The organism is Corynebacterium sp. UBA4397 (genome assembly GCF_002390965.1).
Classification (GTDB): domain Bacteria; phylum Actinomycetota; class Actinomycetes; order Mycobacteriales; family Mycobacteriaceae; genus Corynebacterium; species Corynebacterium flavescens.
In genome coordinates this window covers 1-20,563 of the sequence record NZ_DGRD01000042.1, presented here as the reverse complement: position 1 = coordinate 20,563, position 20,563 = coordinate 1, and the positions used below count along the sequence as shown (strand labels likewise).

Sequence of the window (20,563 nt, the reverse complement as noted above, 5' to 3'; positions counted from 1 at the left end):
ATTGCTTTAACAGCAGCGGGTACCGGGATTGGCGTCTTGCTCGGCATAACGCGCGCGCCAGTACTCGCGCTCGCTGGGCACCGCCTCCTCGGGATGATGGGCCTTGAGGTGGGCCACGTACTTCTTATAGTCGTGGTCCCCCATCAGCTCACAGAAGTACCACTTGACGGAACTCAGTAGCGCCAGCATCAGTGGGCTCCTGTTGCTTCGAAGGTTTCCCCGTACGCGGCGGCGACCTCTTTCTCGCGCTTCGTGGACATGAGGCCGCGTGGCAGGAACATCTCCGATTGCCGGAAGGGTTCCTCGGAGGTTTCCGGTTCCTGGCCCGCTGCGCGCTCACGAACGGACTGGTAGCAGACCACGAGCGCATTGGCCACCACGATGAGCGCCAAGACCGCGAAGAGGATGGAGAGGCTGCCTTGGATGGCGGTGTTGCGCACCACGGCCGCGATGGCCTCCGGCGTGGTAGCCGTGGCGAACTCATTGAGACCTTGGTCCATCGCGTCCTTAAAGCGAGCGTGGTTGGACCAGTATCCCACCGCTGGGTCGGAGCTGAAGATCTTTTGCCAGGAAGCAGTCATGGTCACGACCAAGTCCCAGGCCAAGGGAATGGCCGGAATCCACGCCCACTTGTAGAGGCCCTTCTTCACCACCACGACAAGGATGAGGGAAAGGGCAATCGCCGCCAGCAGCTGGTTGGCAATGCCGAAGAGCGGGAAGAGAACGTTGATTCCACCCAGCGGGTCGGTGACACCCATCAACAGGATGGCTCCCCACAGGGCACAGACCACAACGGTGGAAATCCACACGCCCGGGCGCCAGGTCTGGTCACGGAAGCGGCCCAGTCCCGGTATCGCCCCGAGGGAATCAGACATCATAAAGCGGGCGACGCGAGTTCCGGCGTCGACTGCGGTGAGGATGAATAGCGCCTCGAACATGATGGCAAAGTGGTACCAGAAGGCCTGCATGGCCGGCGAGCCGAGGAGGTCCGTCATAATCTCCGACATACCAAAGGCCAAGGTAGGAGCTCCGCCGGTGCGAGATACAATGGTATGTTCGCCGACAGCCTCGGCTGCGGCATTAAGCTGGTCTGCACTAATTGGCTGCCCCGGCAGCTGTAGGGTGGCCACAAAGCTGGCGGCACCCTCCTCGGTTCCACCGGTGACGGCAGCGGGAGAGTTCATGGCGAAATAAACGTGACGGTCAATGACCACCGCGGTGACCAAGGCCATGACGGCCACGAAGGACTCCATGATCATGCCGCCGTAGCCGATGGAACGCATGTGAGATTCCTTCTCCACCAGCTTCGGGGTGGTGCCGGAAGAAATCAGCGCGTGGAAGCCAGAGAGCGCACCACAGGCAATCGTGATGAAAAGGAAGGGGAACATGTTGCCGGAAAAGACCGGCCCGTTGCCCTCAATCGCGAAAGAAGTCACCGCTGGCATCTGGATGAGGGGACGCTCGATGACAATCGCCAGCGCCAACAAGACGATGACGCCGATCTTCATGAACGTGGACAGGTAATCGCGGGGTGCGAGCAATAGCCAGACAGGAAGGACGGAGACCACGATGCCGTAGCCAATAAGCGCGAAGGCAAGGGTCTCTTTAGACCAGGTGAAGGCCTCTACTCCCCAGGCGGTATCCGCCACCCAGCCGCCGCCGACGATGGCAGCCAGCAGCAAGACGATGCCGATGAGGGAGACCTCTGAGACCTTGCCTGGGCGCAGGTAACGCAGGTACAAGCCCATGAGCAAGGCAATCGGAATCGTCATGGAGATGGAGAAAACACCCCAGGGCGATTCTGCCAAGGCATTGACCACGATGAGGGAAAGCACCGCGATGATGATGATCATGATGGCGATCGTGGCGATGATTCCGGCTATGCCGCCGACCTTGCCCATCTCGTCCTCGATCATCTTGCCCAGCGAGCGCCCACGGCGACGCGTGGACACCCACAGGACGAGGTAGTCCTGCACAGCGCCTGCCAGAATGACGCCTAAGACGATCCACAGGGTTCCTGGCAGGTAACCCATCTGCGCCGCCATGACCGGGCCGACGAGGGGGCCGGCGCCAGCAATCGCTGCGAAGTGGTGTCCAAAGAGGACTCGGCGGTCAGTAGGCACGAAGTCCTTGCCATCATTGACGTACTCAGCCGGCGTGGCACGATCGTTGCGGGGCTTGACCACCTTGTATTCGATGAGGCGGGCATAAAGCGTATATCCGATGACATAGGAGCCAATGGCGGCTAAAACTAGCCATACTGAACTAATTGTTTCCCCGCGGTGCAGTGCCAATACTCCCCATCCAGCGGCTGCCACCACGGCTGCTACGAGGATGACGAAGGTCTCAACCTTGCCTATGACGCGCTGCGGGCGCACGTTAATGGGCTTCTTTTCACCCTTGACCTCGACGAAGTCAATATCAGACTTGTCCGGGTCTGCTTGTGGGCCGACTTTTATACTCACGCTCTTCTCCTCGACGAAACTGGGCGGATAAATAAAAACTCGTGGCTCGCCCCGCATGCAGATGCATAGAAGTAGGCCTGTGCTACCCCACGCACTTGACGGTGTGAGCTACGATACAGACTAGTATCACCTATACATAATTCACACACAATAGGTTTCGCTATATTCGCTTCACAAACTTCCCAAACATCTTCACGAGGCAGTTCCAAACACACGGGCTATGTCAGCACCAACGTCAGCTGCCGAGCTCAAGTTAGAGGCAGTTGTAAGATGAAGGGCTGCAGCGATACCCGCAGGCTCCGGCTAGAACATCGCGGACTTATCCCAGGCACAAAGAACATCCCAGGCACAAAGAAAGAAGTTCTCACCCCGCATGGCAATTAGCGTCACCGATATCTTCTCCATTGGAATCGGCCCCTCCTCTTCCCATACGGTGGGACCGATGCGCGCGGCAAAGGCCTTTATAGAGTCACTTCCACACGTTCCTGCCCGGGTGCACACCGAATTGCGGGGCTCCCTCGCAGCCACCGGCCGTGGCCACGCCACCGACCGCGCGGTCATCTTGGGTCTGGCCGGATGGGATCCACTCACCGTCGCTATCGACGCCGAGCCGCAGGCGGGTCACCCCATCCCAGAACAGGGCCATGTCGAAGGACCTGCCGGAGCGATGTATTACTCGATCTCCTTCAACAGCACTCCCGTGGCCGAGCACCCCAATTGCCTTATCTTCAGCGCTTGGGACTCTGCAGGCAATGCCCTCGCCATAGAATCCGAGTACTTCTCCGTCGGAGGCGGATTCATCCTCTCCCGCGCAGAGCTCGATGCCGAGCTCAGTGCCAGCGATGAGGTTCCCGCTGGTGTCGCGGCTGCACAGGTCTCCGAGCCAGTTCCCTATGAGTTCAGTACCGCGCAGCGCCTACTTGAGCTCAGCGCGGAGACGGGCCTGGCTATCTGGGAGCTAGTCTTGGCCAACGAGGAGGTTCTCCACAAGGATGAGGGCGGCGCCGAGTATGTGCTGCACCATCTCGACCGCGTCTGGGATGTCATGCGCGAATGTGTCACCGACGGCATTTCAACGCGCGGGATCTTACCCGGCGGCCTGCATGTCTCGCGCCGGGCTCCGCACATGTACGAGCAGCTTCTCAATAGCTACCAAGACCAAGCCAGCGGCTTCTCCGCGATGGAATGGGTCAACCTGTATGCTCTCGCGGTCAACGAGCAAAACGCGGCCGGTGGGCGCGTAGTCACAGCTCCAACCAACGGCGCCTGCGGAATTATCCCCGCCGTCCTGCACTATGCCAGGGACTTTCAGGCCAACTTCACCCGTGAATCAGCGCGCCGTTATCTGCTTACGGCTGGGGCCATCGGGATGATCATCAAACAAAACGCCTCCATCTCTGGGGCCGAGGTGGGCTGCCAAGGCGAGGTCGGCTCCGCTTCCTCCATGGCAGCCGCAGGTATGACAGAACTACTCGGTGGGACGTCTGCAGAGATAGAAAACGCCGCTGAGATTGCCCTTGAGCACAACCTCGGCCTGACCTGCGATCCGGTGGGCGGGTTGGTGCAGATCCCATGCATCGAGCGCAATGCCATCGGCGCGGTCAAGTCAATCAACGCCGCACGCCTAGCCAAGATCGGCGAAGGCACCCACTACGTCACCCTGGATGCCGCAGTGCAGACCATGGCGGAGACTGGGCGGGACATGCTCTCCAAGTACAAGGAGACCTCCATCGGAGGACTCGCCAAAACTCTGGGCTTTAGCGTGTCCCAGGTGGAGTGCTAGCACCCTAATCCCAGACACAACCCAGCCAGAGCCTCTGGCTCAGCAACAGACACACACCGGGCCTCAGAGCCCCCAGGCCTAGACCAAAAGGCGCCGCGCAACCTCGGCGACAACCTGGTCCAGGGCCACCTCGTGCTGCTCGTGGGCGGCGAGATCCTTGAGGGCCACGGTGCCGGATTCCAGTTCCTGGTCACCGATGACGAGGGCGAAGCGTGCACCCGCGCGGTCGGCGCCCTTCATCGCACCCTTGAGGCCGCGGTCACCGAAGGACATGTCACTGGCAATGCCAGCCTTGCGCAGCTCGTTGATGAGCCCTGCCATGTGCCTCTTGGCGTTCGCACCCATGGGCACGCCGAATACATCGACGCGACTGTTGACGCCGTCGAGGGTGATGCCCTCTGCTTCCAGTGCCAACAAGGCGCGGTCGACGCCGAGGCCATAGCCAATGCCGGAGAGCTCTTGGCCGCCTAACTGAGCCATCAGGCCGTCATAGCGCCCGCCGCCGCCGATGCCAGATTGGGCACCGAGGCCATCGTGGACAAACTCGAAGCAAGTCTTGGTGTAATAATCCAGCCCACGCACCATGCGCGGGTTGATTTCAAAAGGCACCCCCATGTCCTGCAGTAGCCCGGTGACCGTTTCAAAGTGTTCCTGGCACTCGTGGTCGAGGTAGTCGAGCATGAGCGGGGCGTCGGCCGTGGCTTCCTGGATTTCTGGGCGCTTGTCATCGAGAACGCGCAGCGGGTTAATCTCCGCGCGGTGACGGGTCTCCTCATCCAGGTTGAGCTTGAACAAGAACTCCTGCAGCTTCTCGCGGTAGGCCGGACGGCAGTTGTTATCACCCAAGCTGGTGAGTTCAAGGCGGAACCCCTTCAGGCCCAAGGCACGGAAAGAACGATCAGCCAAGGCTACGACCTCAGCATCCAAAGCGGGATCATCAACGCCGATGGCCTCGACGCCGACCTGCTGCAGCTGACGGTAGCGCCCAGCCTGGGGGCGCTCATAGCGGAAGAAGGGACCGAAGTAGTTGAGCTTGACCGGCAGCTGCCCGCGGTCCAGGTTGTGCTCGATGACAGCCCGCATGACGCCTGCTGTGCCTTCAGGCCGCAGGGTCACCGAGCGCTCCCCACGGTCTGCGAAGGTGTACATCTCCTTGGAAACCACGTCGGTGGACTCCCCTACGCCACGGGCAAAGAGGGCAGTGTCCTCAAAAATGGGCAGCTCGATGTGCTGGAAACCAGATAAATGAGCCTGCTCCACCATGGTTTCGCGCACCTTATAGAAGGTAGCGGACTGCGGCGGGACATAATCCGGGACGCCCTTGGGCGCCGAAAGGGCTTGGAACTGCTTTTTATCACTCACGCGCTCTAGATTACCTTCCCGATAGATCGCAAGAAGGGATTGGTCGCCCGCTCCATCCGCATCGTCGAGGTTGGTCCGTGCCCAGGCAGAATGGAGAGCTTGTCCGACAGGTTCCACACGGGTCCGCGCAGGCTGGCCGCCATTGCTTCCGGATCGGAATGCTCGAGGTCCGTGCGCCCAATGGAGCCACGGAAGAGCACATCCCCTGTGAGGGCGAAGTCTTCGCCCACGATGATGGTGCATCCGGGCGAGTGCCCAGGGGCGTGGGCAAGCCCGAAGGAACCCCCTATCAACTCAATTTCTCCTTCGCCGGGGAGATCCCGCAAGTCGGTGATGGGGGTCATATGTTCGCCGTCGAAAAGCACCTGCGATTGGGGCGAAACCCCGGCCCCCTTGTCCAACATGAAGGCATCCTCGGGGTGGATATATACCGGAATCTGCAAACGCGCGGCCAGGTCCCCGGCCTCGCGCGTGTGGTCGATGTGACCGTGCGTGAGCACGATGGCCTCAAAGCTAAGCTCGTGCTCTTTGGCAAGGTCTAGTACGCGGCGCATGGCATGCATCCCCGGATCCACCACGAAGGCGCGGGTGCCATTGGCCACCACGTAGGTATTCGTCTTATAAGGACCTGCCCCAAAACCCAATATTTCCATGCTTTCTAGCCTAGCCGCTCCCCTTTCCGTTTCTGTATAGCCTGTGCTTGGCGAAGCCGCCTCATACCGACGCCGCCACAACGCCGCACCACACCCCAGGCATGCAAAAGCGCCCCGTTTCCACAACAAAGATGTGAGATAAGGGGCGCTGGAAAAATGAAGCTTCTAGCTATCGAGCTTGTGCAGTGCTTCTAGGGCTGCATCATAATTCGGCTCGGTGGTTACCTCAGGTACGAGCTCGACGTAGACGATCTTATGGTTCTCATCGAGAACAAAGACTGAACGTGCCAGCAGACCCTTTAGCGGGGTGTCCGCAAGGGTGATGCCGAGCTTCTCACCCAGGTCGGAGCGGAAGTCTGAGGCAGAAACTACGTTCTCGATACCCTCGGCTGCACAGAAACGGGCCTGTGCGAAGGGCAAATCGCGGGAGACGGAAAGCACGACGGTGTTCTCCAGGCCCGCGGCCTTCTCATTGAAGGCACGCAGCTGGGCCGCGCACACACCAGTGTCAACGGAGGGGAAAAGGGAAACCACGACGCGCTTGCCTGCAAAATCAGACAACTTGACGGGGGAAAGATCGGTACCTACGAGCTCAACATCAGGGAAAGCATCCCCTACTGCGGGGAGGTCTCCAACGGTCTGGGCGGGTTGATTATCAAATTTAACTGTAGCCATGCGCCCGAGCCTACTGATTAGTGAGCACGATCGCTACGACCCCCGCACCGCGTGGGTACTTCACCCCAGGAGACTGCCTGGCGCTAGAATCATTCCAGATCAATGCAAAGACTCCGATACTAGAGGGAAGTTTTACGGTGCCTGATAATAAAAAGCGCGGCGAGGAAGCACTCGCCCACCTCGGCCGGGAGCTCAAGGCTCGCGACCGCAAGGAAAAGATCCGCCCCTTGGGCGTAGTAGCCGCCTCCGCCGTGGTCATCCTGGCCCTGGTCGGCGGAATCTATTTCCTCTCCACCCGTGATAGCTCTGAGGACAAGGTCCAGGCCGAGGAGTCCTCGACCGCCACCACCCCTGAGACGCCCACCGCCACCGCCCTGACGGGCAAACGCGCCAAGGCCCTGCCCGCAACCGTGCAGTGCACCTACGACAGCGCCGGTGAGGCCGCCAAGGAAGCCTCCAAGCCTTCAGGCAAGGACGTGTCCACCAAGGGAACGGTCACCGTGAACTTTGAGACCTCGCAGGGCCCCATCGACATGGAGCTCGACCGCGCTGTGGCACCGTGTACCACCAACGCCATTGCCTCGCTGGCTGAGTCCGGCTACTACAACGACACCGTGTGCCACCGCATGACCTCCGGCCAGCTCAACGTCTTGCAGTGTGGCGATCCCAGCGGCAAGGGTTCCGGCGGTCCGGGCTTCCAGTTCGCTAACGAGTACCCCACCGACGAGGCCGATGACGCGGCTGCCAGCAAGCCAGTCATCTACCCACGCGGTTCCGTCGCCATGGCCAACGCCGGCGCAGGCACCAACGGCTCGCAGTTCTTCCTCAACTACGAGGATTCTACCCTGGCCCCTGACTACACCTACTTCGGCAACGTCGGCGACGAGGGTCTGAAGACCTTGGATAAGATCGCCGAAACCGGCGTCGAGGGCGGCGCTTCCGACGGCGCACCTGCCGAGGAAGTCAAGATCACCAAGGCCACAGTCAAGAACTCCTAGACCCAACCGCCACTTAGACCCCTCCAGACACAATTTTCAGAGATTTATCAGTTTTCACCCCTAAGTATTGCGAAACCTGACAAAGCTGATTAGCATCTGGGGAGTCTAAAACCTCACCCTAAGGATCGAACACACATGAAGTTCTTCTCCCGCAAGGCCCTCGTCGCAGGTGCCACCGCAATTGCAGTCTCTTTCGCTGGCGTCAACGTTGCTTCCGCACAGAGCAGCTTTCCTTCTTCTTCCACCACCGCAGCTCCCGCAGCTACCGCAGGTGATGACGATAACACCGACGGCAAAGACGGCACTTCAACTACCACGACGAAGCCTGCCGAGAGTGGTAGCTCCGACCTTTCCGCTGAGGACATCAAGGCTTGGATCGGCATCATCACCGCAGTAGTCGGTGCCCTCTCTGCTATCTACTCTTTCGTCAACAAGATCTCCAAGTAATTTCAACTGAGGCTTGCTGAAAGAAACCGCCTCGCACCAGTTATTGGTGCGAGGCGGTTCTACGTTTTGTCTAATACTATGAGGCTTCTCTTCGGTGAGCGCTCGCCTACTTGTTGCCCTCTTGACTCTCCTACTGCTTAGCCGTGCTACTCGCTCTCGCGTTCGCGTTCATGCGAAGTGGAGTTGAGAGCCTCCTCGGCGCCCAAGACGTCTGCAAAGAGCTCGGGGTCAATGGCTTGACCGGTGCGGATGACAGAGATCTGCCCGGTGGGCTCGAGGATCATGGCCTGGGCGCCGCTGCGTTGGCCAATGCCGGCCTTGCGCAGTGCGGAGTTGATGTCGCTCTGGCTGACATGAGAAAACTTAAGGTTCTTCTCAATAACCTCTCCCTGATAGAGCAAGAGCACGGGGCGGCGATCGAGGAAGCGGGACAAGCCGATGTAGCGGCGAATGGTGCCAAAAGCCGCTTCAAGCAGCATGAGGGTCAATAGCCCGATGATGCCGGAGGCCAACGTGGGAGGATTGCCCACGATGACACGGCCTGACACGGCGCCGAACATGATGACAATTACGGCGTCGGACGCCGTCATTGACGTCAGCACGCGCGATCCAAAGAGCTTGACCAGCACCATGAATGCCAGGTAGATGCCCACCGTAGCCGCGATGACGACGGGGATGCGATACGGGGCTACGGTGAGCTGATACTGCGCATCGACGAGGATGAGTCTGAGAGTTTCCACGAGCCTTTAGCCTACCCGCCGCTGGCAGGCCAGGCTAAAGGGTCCCGGGATGGATTAATTGCTGCTTCTGTATTGCTTCTGTATTGCTTCAGTGCAGCTTTGGGAGTTTCCTAGCGGGCGAACTGGCTGCGGAAGTTCTCGATGATTTGGCGCACGGGTGCAGGCAGAAGCTGCGGGTTGAGACCGACTACGCCGACGACGCCGACGAAGGCCGCCAGGATGGCTGCCAAGATGCCGCCGCCGAGGGCGCTGTTGTTGGAGCTGCCGGAGGAGCCATCAATGATGCTGGAGCCATCGCCATGTGAATTGCCCCCAAGATCGAGCACCAGGACGGCGTGCGTTCCGGCATCCGTGGTGATATCCAGGTTCTGCTTGCCGCTAAGATTCGCGGGAATGGTCAGCTCCATGGTGGCGCGTCCGCGCTCACCGAACTTCTCGTCTCCTTCACGTGCAGCATTGTCAATATCTGCGCTGGCCTTGGCATCACCCAGCTTAAGCGTGGCCGCCTTCGCCATTGGCTCCCCCTGTGAGGAATAGTTCAGGGAGGAAAGAGCAACGGTGATCCTCTCGCCTGCTTTAGCTTCACCGGTGATATGCGCGCCAACTTGCGCCTGACCTGTACGGACTTCGGTCTTGTTTGTCTTGATGTAATCAATCATGGCCTGGGTGTCCATGTAGCCCACATCCACTGTGTCCTTGATGGCACCCTGGGCAAAGAAACTATCGCCACCGCCGATGAGGAAGGTGGAGGCAGCGATGGAGTAATCCTTGGCCGGATCGATTTCCTCACCGTTGATGGTGACAGAAGTTACGCGGTGGCCTTGCTCCGCAGCTGGGTCGTAGATGACCTGCACGTTATTGGACACACCGAGAGCCAAACGCGGGTGGGACTTGCCTGGCTGCCACTGGTTCTCCAGGGCCTGAATGAAGTCTTTGCCGGAAACTTGACCATAGGAAACAGCGTTTCCGAAAGGCTGCACGGTGAAGATATCCTCGTAGGAAACCTCGCCCGCCTTTAGGTCCGCGCGCACGCCACCTGCATTCATGACACCGATGTCGATGGTCTTATCCACCATCGTGGCCATGGAGCTGCGCTGGGCCTCTGCAATGTAATTGTTGAGGGTGGACTCGACGCCACGGTTGGAGCCTGTGGCCTTGCCCTCGTCCGAACCGCGATAGAGCGCCTGCGGGGTGGTGCCGACGATTGCGGAGCCGAGTTCTTTCGCCTTGGCGGCTGCCTCAGAGACAATCGCTGCCAAAGCAGGATCCTCAGTGACCCCGTCCAAGTTGGTGGCATCGTATTGCTTTAGCTCAATGTCGGTGACCTTGTCCTGTGACTTGTCGAAGGTTATATCGACATCGTTAAGCAGCTTGCCATACTCGTGGCCCTGTGCCCACTGCAAAGGAAGCGCATCCTGGCGCTCTATCTCGCCTGCGCTCCGAACGTGGCTATCGCCGCCAAAGAGAACGTCAACGTCATTATTGAGTCCTGGGGCGAACTTCGCGGCATCCTCGTGCATCAAAGCTACGACAACGTCGGCTTCACCCGACTGCTTCAAGCGCGTAGCTTCTTCGTTGGTGACGGCAACCGGATCAGTGAAGGTGATTCCAGGAATGAGGGCTGGGGCGACCTTATTCTCAGTATTTTGGGTCACGGTGCCGATAAAGCCAACCTTGACGCCACCGATGTCCTGGACGTAGGAGGCATCGAGCAAGGGCTGGCCATCCTTGAATACGTTGCCGCCCAGAACCGGATAGTCAGAGCGCGGGACGATGCGGTCCATGAGGTCCTCAGTGCCCTTATCGAACTCGTGGTTGCCCACGGCCGAGGCAGTAACGTCCATCGCGTTGAGGGCGTTCAGGGTGTACTCATCCTCCGAGATGGCGGAGATATAGGCAGAGCCACCGACGTTATCGCCCGAGGTGGTAAGCGCATACTCCTGGCCCTCGTTGACCTTCTTGATGAGGGACTGCAAGAGTGCAACGCCCATCTCATCGCCTGACTTAGGAGCTACTGCCCCATTTTCGCCTTTGGACAGGCCGTTGGAAAGGTGCCCGTGCAGATCGGTGATATTGGAGACCGAGATGGTCACGCTATCCGCGGCAGGGGCCTGAGAATCGGCGTCTTCCTGAGCAAAGGCGACCGAGCTGCCGCTGAAGGCAACTGCGGCCGCGGTACCCATGGCTGTCACCGTGGTCGAGACGGCAAAGCGCCGCCTAGTTAGTCTAAACATTTTCAAGGGAAACTCCACAAGGTAGAAAGAGAGAACGTGTACAAACGTTCTTTCTATCTGCTCTGCGGTATCCGCGCAGGATGAGGCTTCCCAGTCGAACAGGCAGTTAAGATCTAGAGCAGAAAAAGTTCACGCAATTGCCACTATCCGTCGACGCTGCCTTAACCCCCTGCCGGCGAGACTCAGGCGGTAACGCGGTAGACGTCAAAGACCCCTTCTGTGTTGCGCAGTGTGGTCATCAGCTGGCCCAGCTGCTTGGTATCCGAGACCGAGAAAGTAAAGCGCACGGTGGCGATATGATCATCCCCGCGGTTCGAGGTCATGGACAAGACATTGAGGTTTTGATCGCTTAAGACACGGGTGAGCTCAGAAAGCAGTCCCTGTCTGTCAAGGGCCTCGAGCTGCAGCGTAGCCGAGAAGGCGCCGCCGGCAGATTTATTAGAGGACCACTCGACGTTCAGCATGCGCTCCGGCTCCGCTTTGAGTTTCTCCGCGTTGGTACAATCCGCGCGATGCACAGACACCCCACCGCCGCGTGTGACGAAGCCGAAAATCGCGTCACCGGGAACAGGCTGACAGCACTTGGCCAACTTCGCCATGACATCCGGGCTGCCCTCGACGAGGATTCCCGTGCCGTGTGCGGAGTCCTGGGTGTGTTGGCTGCGTGAGCTCTCCAACTCGGAGAAAGGAGTGCGCGAAGCCAAAGCATCGACCGCGTCATCCTGATCGCCGAAAAGCGCCATGAGCTGGTGCGCAACGTGCTGTGCGGAGACATGGCCCGCGCCAATCGCCGTATAAAGCGCGTCGACGTCGACGTAGTGCAACTGCTCAGCCACCTGCTTCATCGAAGACGCAGTAAAGAGGCGATAAAGCGGCAGTCCACCGCGCTGCACCTCGCTGGCCAGCGCGTCACGGCCCACCTCGAGGTATTCCTCGCGCCGCTCCTTGGCGAACCACTGGCGCACCTTGGCCTTCGCACGCGGCGAGACCAAGAAGTCCTGCCAGTCCAAGGAAGGGCCCGCATTCGGGTCCTTGGAGGTGAAAATCTCAACCTTGTCGCCGGACTTTAGCTGCGATTCCAAGGCCACGAGCTTGCCGTTGACCTTTGCACCGATACAGCGGTGGCCCACCTCGGTATGCACCGAATAGGCAAAGTCCACCGGCGTTGAACCGGCCGGAAGGTTGACCACGTCCCCCTTAGGGGTGAAGGCGAAGATCTGCTTAGTGGTCAGGTCATAGCGCAGGGAGTCAAGGAACTCGTTGGGATCCGCAGCCTCTTTTTGCCAGTCAAGCAGCTGACGCATCCACGCCATCTGATCGACCTCATCCTGGTGACCGGAGTTCTTGCCCTTGGTTTCCTTGTAGCGCCAGTGAGCGGCCACGCCGAACTCGGCATTGTAGTGCATCTCATGCGTGCGCACCTGGACCTCAAGAGTGGATCCGCCCGCGGCCATCACCGTGGTGTGCAGGGACTGATAAACCCCGAAACGCGGCGAAGAAATATAGTCCTTGAAGCGCCCCGGCAAGGCCTGGTAGATGGAGTGCACCACGCCGATGGCGGCATAGCAGCTATTGATGTCATCGACCAAGATGCGGATACCGACGAGATCGAAGATCTCTGCGAAGTCGCGGCCGCGCACCATCATCTTTTGATAAATAGACCAGTAGTGCTTCGGCCTGCCCATGACCTCCGCATCGATGCCGTTCTCCTTGAGAGCCTTGGCCACATCAGCCTTGATCTCCTTGAGAGCACGGTCGCGCGAGGGCGCGCGATCAGCGACCATGCGGACGATCTCGTCATACTTCTTGGGGTACAAGATGGCGAAGGACAGATCCTCGAGCTCCCACTTGACGTTCGCCATGCCTAAGCGGTGTGCCAGAGGCGCAATAACGTCGAGGGTTTGGCGAGCCTTTTTGGCCTGCTTTTCGGGAGGTAGGAAGCGCATGGTGCGCATGTTGTGGAGGCGATCGGCGACCTTGATGACCAAGACGCGGGGGTCGGTGGCCATGGCCACGATCATCTTGCGGATGGTCTCAGCCTCCGCAGCCGCGCCGAGCGCCACCTTGTCCAGCTTGGTCACGCCGTCTACGAGGCGTGCAACCTCTGGGCCGAAATCTCGGGTGAGGTCATCGAGTGAGTAGTCCGTATCTTCCACGGTATCGTGCAGCAAAGCCGCAGCGATGGTGGTGGTATCCATGCCGATCTCCGCGGCGATGGTCGCCACCGCCAAGGGGTGCGTGATATAAGGTTCCCCGGACTTGCGGAAGACGCCTGCATGAAGCCGCTCGGCGGTGTTATAAGCGTTGTTGAGGAGCTCCGCATCCGCCTTCGGGTGAAACTTGCGGTGAATGGACATGAGGGGATCGAGGACGGGATTAATCTTTACCCGCCCGCCCGTCAGCGACCTAGCCAAACGCGCAGACATGCTGCGCATTCCGCCCCCGCCGGGGCGTTTGGTCGACTTCTCCGTGGTCATGGCGCCGCCCTTCTACTCGTCGCTAGCAGTACCTGCCGCCCATCTACTCAAAGGTTAATGGGACATGTACATAGCTTAGACTGTTCATTCTAGTCTGTGGCGTTGAGCACAATAAGTGGTGGTCCCGCTAAGCGCTCGCGACCACCCAAACCGTCAACCTCAAGGACGACCACATTGCCGGCAACCTCAGCTCCGGCGGACTCAAGGAGGACCTTGGCACCATAAAGTGTTCCACCGGTTGCTAGCACGTCATCGACCAAAGCAACCCGCTTGCCCTTGATGTCGATGCCCACGGCGGGGATCTCCAGAGCGGCGCTGCCGTACTCGAGCTCGTACTCCTCCGTCAGCACTGGCGGCGGCAACTTGCCCTTCTTGCGAATCGCGAGGATGCCCACCCCCATCTTGTAGGCCACCGCAGATCCAAGCAAGAATCCGCGGGCATCCAAACCACCAATCAAATCGGCGCCGAGTTCCTCGCAGGCGGCGGCAAGGCCGTCGACGATCGTGCGAAAGGCGTCCGGATCCGCCAACGCCGGCGTGAGGTCCTCGAAGAGGATGCCCTTCTCCGGAAAATCTGGGACGAGGCGAACCTTATCCTTCAATGCCTCGCTCGCGGAAGCGTACTTGCTGCTCATGTTGTTCACGGCTTAGTCCTCGTTTGAGTAGATTCAGTTTCTTGAGTTCCGGTGTCACGCCAGCGATCCATGTTCCAGCCAATGCCGGCTAATCCGGTGTAGGGAACCACGCCCGCCACGGAGCGATCCACCACGAAGACGCGCGGTTGCGCGGCAATGGGAATGGTGGATACATCCTCCCACAGGGCCTCCTCCGCCGCACGGAGCTCGTTGACCTTGCGGATGTCCGCATCAGCAGCGGGATACTCGCTCATAGGATCAACCGGGCCCAAGAAGGCGTCGATAGTGGGCAAGGACGTGGCAGGATCAAGCTCAAGGAAGGCTCGTGACATATATTCGGCTGACTTATCCTCGACGGTGATTCCGGCAGGCTCGCAGGCCTTGCGGATTTCCTCCACCATGGCGGCATAACGCTCATCCGGGCCTAGGTATCCGATGCGGATGGTCTGGCCGGCCAGGCTGGCCGCCGCAGACATATCCGTAGCCTTGTGCCCCTCACCCACTGCAGAGACTGAGGCCGCAAGCGGATCAGAGCTGCGCAGAGTGCGCACAAGGACGGGCGGAACCTCGACCCCAGATTTCTGAGAGCTCACTTTGGCCAGCTGCGGCTGATCGATGCAGGCTGCGAAGGCCTGGCGGGCCGATGCTTGAGTAAACACTCCCGATTTCGACAGCGAGAGTGTATCGGTGAGAAAACCCGTCTCCGGAGTGACTTCAAAGTTATCGTCTGTGCCATCTGCGGCTTTATCCGTGGTGCCACTTGCGGCGTCATCTGTGTTGCTTTGTGCGCCTTGGACTGAAGAAAGCCAGGCTGGCGTGGTGCTGGGAGCATCGGCGACTTTCAACGCACCGGCGTTTAACAAACGCTGTGCATCGGTATCAGCGGGCCAGGCAACGACGTGATCGAGCTCTGGTTGATCGCCGTAGTACTCCTTGTTGGCTTTGAATACTATCTCGCCGTCTTCCCCGATCCGCTCAATCACGAAGGGGCCATAGGAAACCTGCAGCTGCGGATCGAAGTCATCGCGCTGGAGGCTAAACCCATCGCGCCAGGCCTGTGCCACAGGCTCGAGAGTCGCCGCATCCTCCGCCACGAGGGCTTCGTAGAGTTGTTCTTGGCTCAATCCGGCCTTGGCCGCCAGTGCATGGGAAGGCATGACGGTTCCCGGACCGAATAGGTAACGCCAGCGCTCGCCCTGATTCTCATTAAACGCAACCATGAACTTCTTGTTTCCGGGCTCGCAGAAGAATCCAGAGACTTCCTTCGCCAGCGGCAGGTGGGAGCCGAACTCCTCGTCCATGCTGCCTGCCTTATAGGACAGGAGGAAGTCATCGCAGGTTACCGGGGTGCCATCAGAAAAGTTCGCGTTATCGGAGAGCGTGTAGAGGATCCTGCGTTGGTTGCTGTCCGGCGCTGGGGCGAGCTCTTCCGTCTCAGCCAGATCCGTGTTGGGGATCAATTGGCCAGAAGGGCCGGGCATGAACACTGCCGGATAAAGCCGGTTGGATTGCTGCGCGGCACCAGCCGCGGCGCCAAAAGCCGTACCTGCGTTGGACGTGGACACCTTGGTATTGAGAAGGTAACCGAAGTAGTCGGTACTAGCCGGCGCGCTTGGGGCTCCTGGCTTCTCTGTCCCGTCCTCCGAGCTGCAGGCAGCAAGGCTAGCAGAGCCTAAAAAGAGGGCACAGGCCAGCGCCCCGACCCGTCGCACAGCGAGAAGCCGTGAGCCTGAAAAACACACTGCGCCCTTTCCAATCGCGGGATTTAACGTTTCTTTAAAGCTCCCGTGCATCGTGGCAAAACTTCTTTCTTAGATTCTTAGCGACCTGGCCGCCATGTTGCTCCACCGGAGCCGCCAGGGAAATCCTCGCCCTCACGCTGCGGGTTAGCCGGAGTAGAGGTGGGACTTATCGGCGAGGCTACCTTGCGGCTACCGGGTGCGGAAGCCGGCTCAGTCTCTGGCGTATCTTCGCCTGCGCTTGAAGAGTTGCCACTTTGAGCAGCACGATAAGCGGCAACCTCGGCGTTGTGCTCCTTGACCTTCTTCGTCCGGTTAGCAAAGCTGACCACGAGCGGGGTGGCCAAGAACAGCGAGGAGAAGATGCCCTCGATGACACCAATAAGCTGGATAAGGGCCAGATCGCGCAAGGTACCGATACCCATGAGCCACACCGCCACGACAAAGAGCGCGATAATCGGCAGCGCAGAAATCACTGAGGTGGATATGGAACGCATGATGGTCTGATTAACCGCTAGGTTCGCCCCCTCCCCGTAGGTATATTGTCTCTGCCCACTTAGTCCCTCGGTATTTTCGTTGACCTTGTCGAATACGATGACGGAGTCATAGATGGAGAAGGTCAGCACGGTGAGCAAACCAATGATGACGGCCGGAGAGACCTCGAAACCAAAGGCGGCATAGATGCCGGCGATGATGATGCCGTCAATGATAAGCGCTGCGATGGCGGCGAAAGCCATCGTGCGCTGCAGGCGGATCGCCACGTAGATGGTGGCTACCACGAGGAACACACCCATCGCGAGCAGCATGCGGGAGGTAATGGAAGATCCCCACGACTCGGAGACGGTAGAGGAACCGATGGCGTCAGGGGTGACTTCCCCGTTCTCGTCCTTGGTGTCATAGGTCTCGTAGATGGCCTCGCGCGCGCTATTGACCTGATCTTGGCTAAGGCGCTCCGAGGTAATTTCCAGAGTCTCGGAATCGCCGGCACCCACGATCTGCACCAGCTCGGGTTCTACCCCGGTGGCATCCTCGAAGGTCTGGCCTACCTGTTCTGTCACGAGGTCGTCGGCAGGCATTGTCAGCTTCGTGCCGCCCTCAAAGTCGAGGGAAAGCGTGAAGCCGCGGATGGCGATGAAGAGGATCGAGGCGATAACCAGCCCGGCGGTAATGGAATACCAGAGCTTGGTGCGCCCAATGAAATCGAATCCGCCCTCGTCCTCGTAGAGGCGATCGAGGCGAGAGATCCGATACTTCTTCTTGGTGTCTTTTTGGGTATTGACTGACATGTTTTACTTCTCCTCGCCCTCGGGCTTCGACCCCTGGGCGGGCTCGTTTCCGGAAATGTCTTCGCTCGGGGTATCGGTGTTGTTGCCGGATGCCGGCGCTGGCGTACTTAACGACGCCGCCTTCGCAGGCTCTTCCTTGGCATAGTATCCGCGGGCACGGCGTTCCTCGATGAGACCATAGATTCCGCCCAAACCGTTGAGGGAGGCCTTGGCCAGGGCGGGCTTGCGGCCCAGAATCTGCATGAGCGGCGCCATGATAAGGAAGGAAACTACAAGGTCGAAGACCGTGGTAAGACCCATGGTGAAGGCAAAGCCTTTTACCTCGCCGATGGCGAGGAAGTACACAATGACCGAGCCAATAAGTGTGACGGCGTTACCGGTGACGATGGTGGCTCGCGAGCGTTCCCAAGCCTTGACCGTGGCAGAACGGAAGGTTCTTCCCTCCAGCATCTCGTCCTTGATTCTCTCGTAGTAGACCACGAAGGAGTCCGCCGTTGCGCCAACACCGATGACCAAACCGGCGATACCGGAAAGATCCAGCGAGTATCCGATCCAGCGCCCAAGAAGAACCAAAGCGCCGTAGGTGAGGATTCCGGAGGCGACGAGCGTGATAAGCGAAACCCCGGCGAGAGCCCGGAAGTAGAACAGCGAGTACAAGGCAACCAGGATGAGACCCACGATGCCGGCGATGAGGCCGGCCTTAAGGGCCGCTTTGCCGAGTGAAGGCGGAACGGTCTCCACGGTGCCACCGGGCTCACCGTTGGCACCGGTAAAGGACAAAGGCAGCGCGCCATAGCGCAGGTTATTGGCCAGGCTGGTGGCTTCCTCTTGGCTGAAGTCACCAGTAATCGAGGTAGCCGAACCCACTGGGGTTGCGCCCTGAATCTGCGGGGCGGAGATAACCGCCGAGTCCAAGGTGATGGCAATCTGCTGTTGCAGGTATTCCTGGGTCAGGTTGGCCCACGTCTGCGAACCGTTCGGCCCGTCACCGGTCTTGAAGGCGAAGCTTATTTCCATTTGCCCGGTCTGGGCATTGAGCCCGCCGCTAATCGGCGAGTTCGTGTCGATCTCATTACCCGTCAAGCGGGTGCCGTTTTCATCCGTGATGCCGTCTAGCAGCGGAGCAGGATCCAAGATATAGGGAGTCTGGTTGGAATAGTCACAGGTGACAAACTGCTTGGCAGGATCGTCGGAGCCAGCCAGTGGATCCGATCCGGCATCACAAGTTAAGAGAGCCGAGGCCGCAGTCAAGACGGTGGGATCAGAGGACTGGCGGTCCGCCAACAGCATGTCGGTGACCTCGGTGCGCCGCTGGCTCTCCTCGAGCGAGTTGCCGGGCTCGGGACGCGGCTTGGCCGTGACCTTCTTGCCCTCTGTCTTGGGGGCCTGACCGCCGTTGCCTTGTGCCTCACCCTGCGCGATGGCATCGGCCACGCGCTGCAAGGAAGTATTAGCCTGATCTGGGGTGAGCACTCCGTACTCGACCCAGCGATTAGCCATGTCAAGGACGTCACCTTCCAGCTTGCTCATGTCCGGCATGGGCGATTGCGCCACTGGGCGAAAGAGCAGCTGCGAGGTCTTGCCTACAGCTTGGGCCTGCGAGGCATCCTCACCAGGAACGGTGATGACCAAGGTCGAGCCGTTGATAACAACCTCAGAGCCTGAGACTCCCATGCCGTTGACGCGCTGCTCCAAGATCGTGCGAGCCTGCTGGAGTTGATCCTGGGTAGGGTCATCGCCCTGCGGGACGAGGGTGACGCGCGTACCTCCCTGGAGGTCAATGCCGAGCTTTGGCGTACCGGTACGACCTCCGGTGAAGAAGATGAGGGCATAGATAATGACGACGATCAGGACAAAGAGTGCGATCGCGCGTTGGGGCCATTTACGGTTGCTATGCGAAATAGCGCCACGATTTGGTGCGGACAAGGAAATCTCCTGTGCAACTTGAAACAGGTGGAAAATATAAGACGACCCCTTGAGTGCTCAAGGGGCCAGCACGATCCACCATCGTACGTCATAAGGTTCTCGCTACCTTAAGAAGACCTAAAAATACCGGCGCCACTGTGACCAGAAGAACTCTCGATCACGTTGTGACACCGGTCAGGCAGACTCGGGTGCGAAAGAAAAGCTAGTCCCGATCGCGGTGTGCAGACCCATTCTCAGTGCTGTCCTGCTGCGCGGCCTCGGGCGCAGTGGAGGGCCGCTCCGGCTCAACCTCAGGATGGCTTGTGGCGGGAACAGCGGCTTGATCGCGCACAACTGCGAGCTTGTCAAAGGTAATGATGGTCCCCGGTGCAACCTCCAGGTCCACGCTGCCTTCGCTAACGCGAACCACGGTTCCGTGCATGCCACCTACAGTGATGACCTTTCGGCCCACGGAAAGAGCGGCTTGATAGTCTATCATCTTGCTGCGCTGTTGTTTCTGCTTGCGCATCATGAACACTGCTTGCAGGAGAAGCAATGCTGCGAGCGCGATGACGAAAAAAGTTCCAATTCCAGATGATCCCATGGGGATCGAGTTTGCCAGAAGTGCTAATAAGACCCGCTTGCCTCTCCCCCAAACTCTACCCCCACACACGAGGAGTCCGCTTTCCTGGCAAGGAAGCACCAAGACAAGCCTCGATTTCGACGCCCCTCGATAGCTTCGCTGAGTGCACTACAAAAAGGGCTCTTGCGGTTTTGGAGTGCATGGTGGGGAGTGACAGGGAAAGAGGTGGGTCCCCTTGTCGGTAGTGGTTGAGGTGTCGAATCTAGCCAATACCACCAAGGGGACTTCACCTTTATCAAAGCTGGCGCCGTCAGCCTGCACTGATTGGTGCCCTACCTGCGATGATGTCGGTGTTTTCCGGGATCATCTCCACCGCACAGTCCTAGACTTGCCCGTTGTTGTTTTCCCCACCGCGCATCGACCCAATGGGCATGTCGGCCACGGCGAAAGCACTCAGGCCCGGCTGGTTTTGGGGTTTGCTAAGCCGCCGTTAGGCTTGTTGTCCTAACGGCTAGTATGCGGGGGCTGCCACACTATTGTCCCGCCGTTGCGGGTAAGACGCCCGCGGCGTGGTGGCGCAT

General features: G+C 59.4%; 16 protein-coding genes. 3 read left to right on the top strand and 13 right to left on the bottom strand.

Features of this window, described 5'->3' with window-relative positions; genetic code table 11:
* Positions 1-6: 6 nt before the first annotated feature.
* Both B2696_RS09075 and B2696_RS09070 read right to left on the bottom strand, forming a co-directional pair.
* Positions 7-189: a YbdD/YjiX family protein gene (locus B2696_RS09075; RefSeq protein WP_075729898.1), complete on the bottom strand. Its 183-nt coding sequence runs from the start codon at positions 187-189 to the stop codon at positions 7-9.
* Positions 189-2,522 (bottom strand): carbon starvation CstA family protein, encoded by a 2,334-nt coding sequence (locus B2696_RS09070; protein WP_286955068.1) that lies wholly within the window; start codon positions 2,520-2,522, stop codon positions 189-191. Before B2696_RS09070 ends, B2696_RS09075 begins: the two co-directional genes overlap by 1 nt.
* Positions 2,523-2,838: 316 nt before the next feature.
* Between B2696_RS09070 and B2696_RS09065 the strand changes: the two genes are divergently transcribed.
* On the top strand, positions 2,839-4,248 hold the full coding sequence (locus tag B2696_RS09065) for an L-serine ammonia-lyase (RefSeq protein WP_286955067.1): 1,410 nt from the start codon (positions 2,839-2,841) through the stop codon (positions 4,246-4,248).
* Between the two features lie 78 nt (positions 4,249-4,326).
* On the opposite strand, the gene hisS is transcribed toward B2696_RS09065, so the two are convergent.
* The 3 genes from hisS to tpx all read right to left on the bottom strand — a co-directional run bounded on the left by hisS (position 4,327) and on the right by tpx (position 6,938).
* A complete protein-coding gene (gene hisS / locus B2696_RS09060; RefSeq protein WP_286955066.1) occupies positions 4,327-5,610 on the bottom strand; it encodes a histidine--tRNA ligase in 1,284 nt (427 codons plus the stop codon).
* 5 nt (positions 5,611-5,615) lie between these two features.
* Positions 5,616-6,263: an MBL fold metallo-hydrolase gene (locus tag B2696_RS09055; RefSeq protein ID WP_286955065.1), complete on the bottom strand. Its 648-nt coding sequence runs from the start codon at positions 6,261-6,263 to the stop codon at positions 5,616-5,618.
* Between the two features lie 165 nt (positions 6,264-6,428).
* Positions 6,429-6,938: a thiol peroxidase gene (tpx, locus tag B2696_RS09050; RefSeq protein ID WP_286955064.1), complete on the bottom strand. Its 510-nt coding sequence runs from the start codon at positions 6,936-6,938 to the stop codon at positions 6,429-6,431.
* A 137-nt stretch (positions 6,939-7,075) separates the two neighbouring features.
* Here tpx and B2696_RS09045 point away from each other — a divergent pair, with 137 nt between their 5' ends.
* Together B2696_RS09045 and B2696_RS09040 are read left to right on the top strand one after the other, a co-directional pair.
* Positions 7,076-7,936 (top strand): peptidylprolyl isomerase, encoded by an 861-nt coding sequence (locus tag B2696_RS09045; protein WP_286955063.1) that lies wholly within the window; start codon positions 7,076-7,078, stop codon positions 7,934-7,936.
* Between the two features lie 135 nt (positions 7,937-8,071).
* On the top strand, positions 8,072-8,383 hold the full coding sequence (locus tag B2696_RS09040) for a hypothetical protein (RefSeq protein ID WP_286955062.1): 312 nt from the start codon (positions 8,072-8,074) through the stop codon (positions 8,381-8,383).
* Positions 8,384-8,529: 146 nt separating this feature from the next.
* On the opposite strand, the gene B2696_RS09035 is transcribed toward B2696_RS09040, so the two are convergent.
* The 8 genes from B2696_RS09035 to yajC form a co-directional block, all read right to left on the bottom strand.
* The gene (locus tag B2696_RS09035) at positions 8,530-9,123 is read right to left on the bottom strand and encodes a DUF421 domain-containing protein (RefSeq protein ID WP_286955061.1); all 594 of its coding nucleotides are present in this window, start codon (positions 9,121-9,123) and stop codon (positions 8,530-8,532) included.
* 110 nt (positions 9,124-9,233) lie between these two features.
* Positions 9,234-11,357 (bottom strand): bifunctional metallophosphatase/5'-nucleotidase, encoded by a 2,124-nt coding sequence (locus tag B2696_RS09030; protein WP_286955060.1) that lies wholly within the window; start codon positions 11,355-11,357, stop codon positions 9,234-9,236.
* A 182-nt stretch (positions 11,358-11,539) separates the two neighbouring features.
* On the bottom strand, positions 11,540-13,834 hold the full coding sequence (locus B2696_RS09025) for a RelA/SpoT family protein (protein ID WP_286955059.1): 2,295 nt from the start codon (positions 13,832-13,834) through the stop codon (positions 11,540-11,542).
* A gap of 89 nt (positions 13,835-13,923) precedes the next feature.
* A complete protein-coding gene (locus B2696_RS09020; protein WP_286955098.1) occupies positions 13,924-14,469 on the bottom strand; it encodes an adenine phosphoribosyltransferase in 546 nt (181 codons plus the stop codon).
* A 5-nt stretch (positions 14,470-14,474) separates the two neighbouring features.
* Positions 14,475-16,034: an ABC transporter substrate-binding protein gene (locus B2696_RS09015; protein WP_286955058.1), complete on the bottom strand. Its 1,560-nt coding sequence runs from the start codon at positions 16,032-16,034 to the stop codon at positions 14,475-14,477.
* Between the two features lie 254 nt (positions 16,035-16,288).
* Positions 16,289-17,494: a protein translocase subunit SecF gene (gene secF / locus B2696_RS09010; protein WP_286955057.1), complete on the bottom strand. Its 1,206-nt coding sequence runs from the start codon at positions 17,492-17,494 to the stop codon at positions 16,289-16,291.
* Between the two features lie 3 nt (positions 17,495-17,497).
* Positions 17,498-19,420: a protein translocase subunit SecD gene (gene secD / locus B2696_RS09005; RefSeq protein ID WP_286955056.1), complete on the bottom strand. Its 1,923-nt coding sequence runs from the start codon at positions 19,418-19,420 to the stop codon at positions 17,498-17,500.
* Positions 19,421-19,622: 202 nt separating this feature from the next.
* Positions 19,623-20,003 carry a preprotein translocase subunit YajC gene (gene yajC, locus B2696_RS09000; protein WP_286955055.1) on the bottom strand — a complete coding sequence of 127 codons (381 nt, stop codon included), beginning with the start codon at positions 20,001-20,003 and terminating at the stop codon, positions 19,623-19,625.
* Between the last annotated feature and the right edge of the window lie 560 nt (positions 20,004-20,563).

Bases quoted from the DNA above. Each gene is read 5' to 3' on its own strand.
- B2696_RS09075 (WP_075729898.1), bottom strand. From the start codon at position 189: ATGCTGGCGCTACTGAGTTCCGTCAAGTGGTACTTCTGTGAGCTGATG.
- B2696_RS09070 (WP_286955068.1), bottom strand. From the start codon at position 2,522: ATGCGGGGCGAGCCACGAGTTTTTATTTATCCGCCCAGTTTCGTCGAG.
- B2696_RS09065 (WP_286955067.1), top strand. From the start codon at position 2,839: ATGGCAATTAGCGTCACCGATATCTTCTCCATTGGAATCGGCCCCTCC.
- B2696_RS09055 (WP_286955065.1), bottom strand. From the start codon at position 6,263: ATGGAAATATTGGGTTTTGGGGCAGGTCCTTATAAGACGAATACCTAC.
- tpx (WP_286955064.1), bottom strand. From the start codon at position 6,938: ATGGCTACAGTTAAATTTGATAATCAACCCGCCCAGACCGTTGGAGAC.
- B2696_RS09040 (WP_286955062.1), top strand. From the start codon at position 8,072: ATGAAGTTCTTCTCCCGCAAGGCCCTCGTCGCAGGTGCCACCGCAATT.
- B2696_RS09030 (WP_286955060.1), bottom strand. From the start codon at position 11,357: ATGTTTAGACTAACTAGGCGGCGCTTTGCCGTCTCGACCACGGTGACA.
- B2696_RS09025 (WP_286955059.1), bottom strand. From the start codon at position 13,834: ATGACCACGGAGAAGTCGACCAAACGCCCCGGCGGGGGCGGAATGCGC.
- B2696_RS09020 (WP_286955098.1), bottom strand. From the start codon at position 14,469: ATGAGCAGCAAGTACGCTTCCGCGAGCGAGGCATTGAAGGATAAGGTT.
- secF (WP_286955057.1), bottom strand. From the start codon at position 17,494: ATGTCAGTCAATACCCAAAAAGACACCAAGAAGAAGTATCGGATCTCT.
- yajC (WP_286955055.1), bottom strand. From the start codon at position 20,003: ATGGGATCATCTGGAATTGGAACTTTTTTCGTCATCGCGCTCGCAGCA.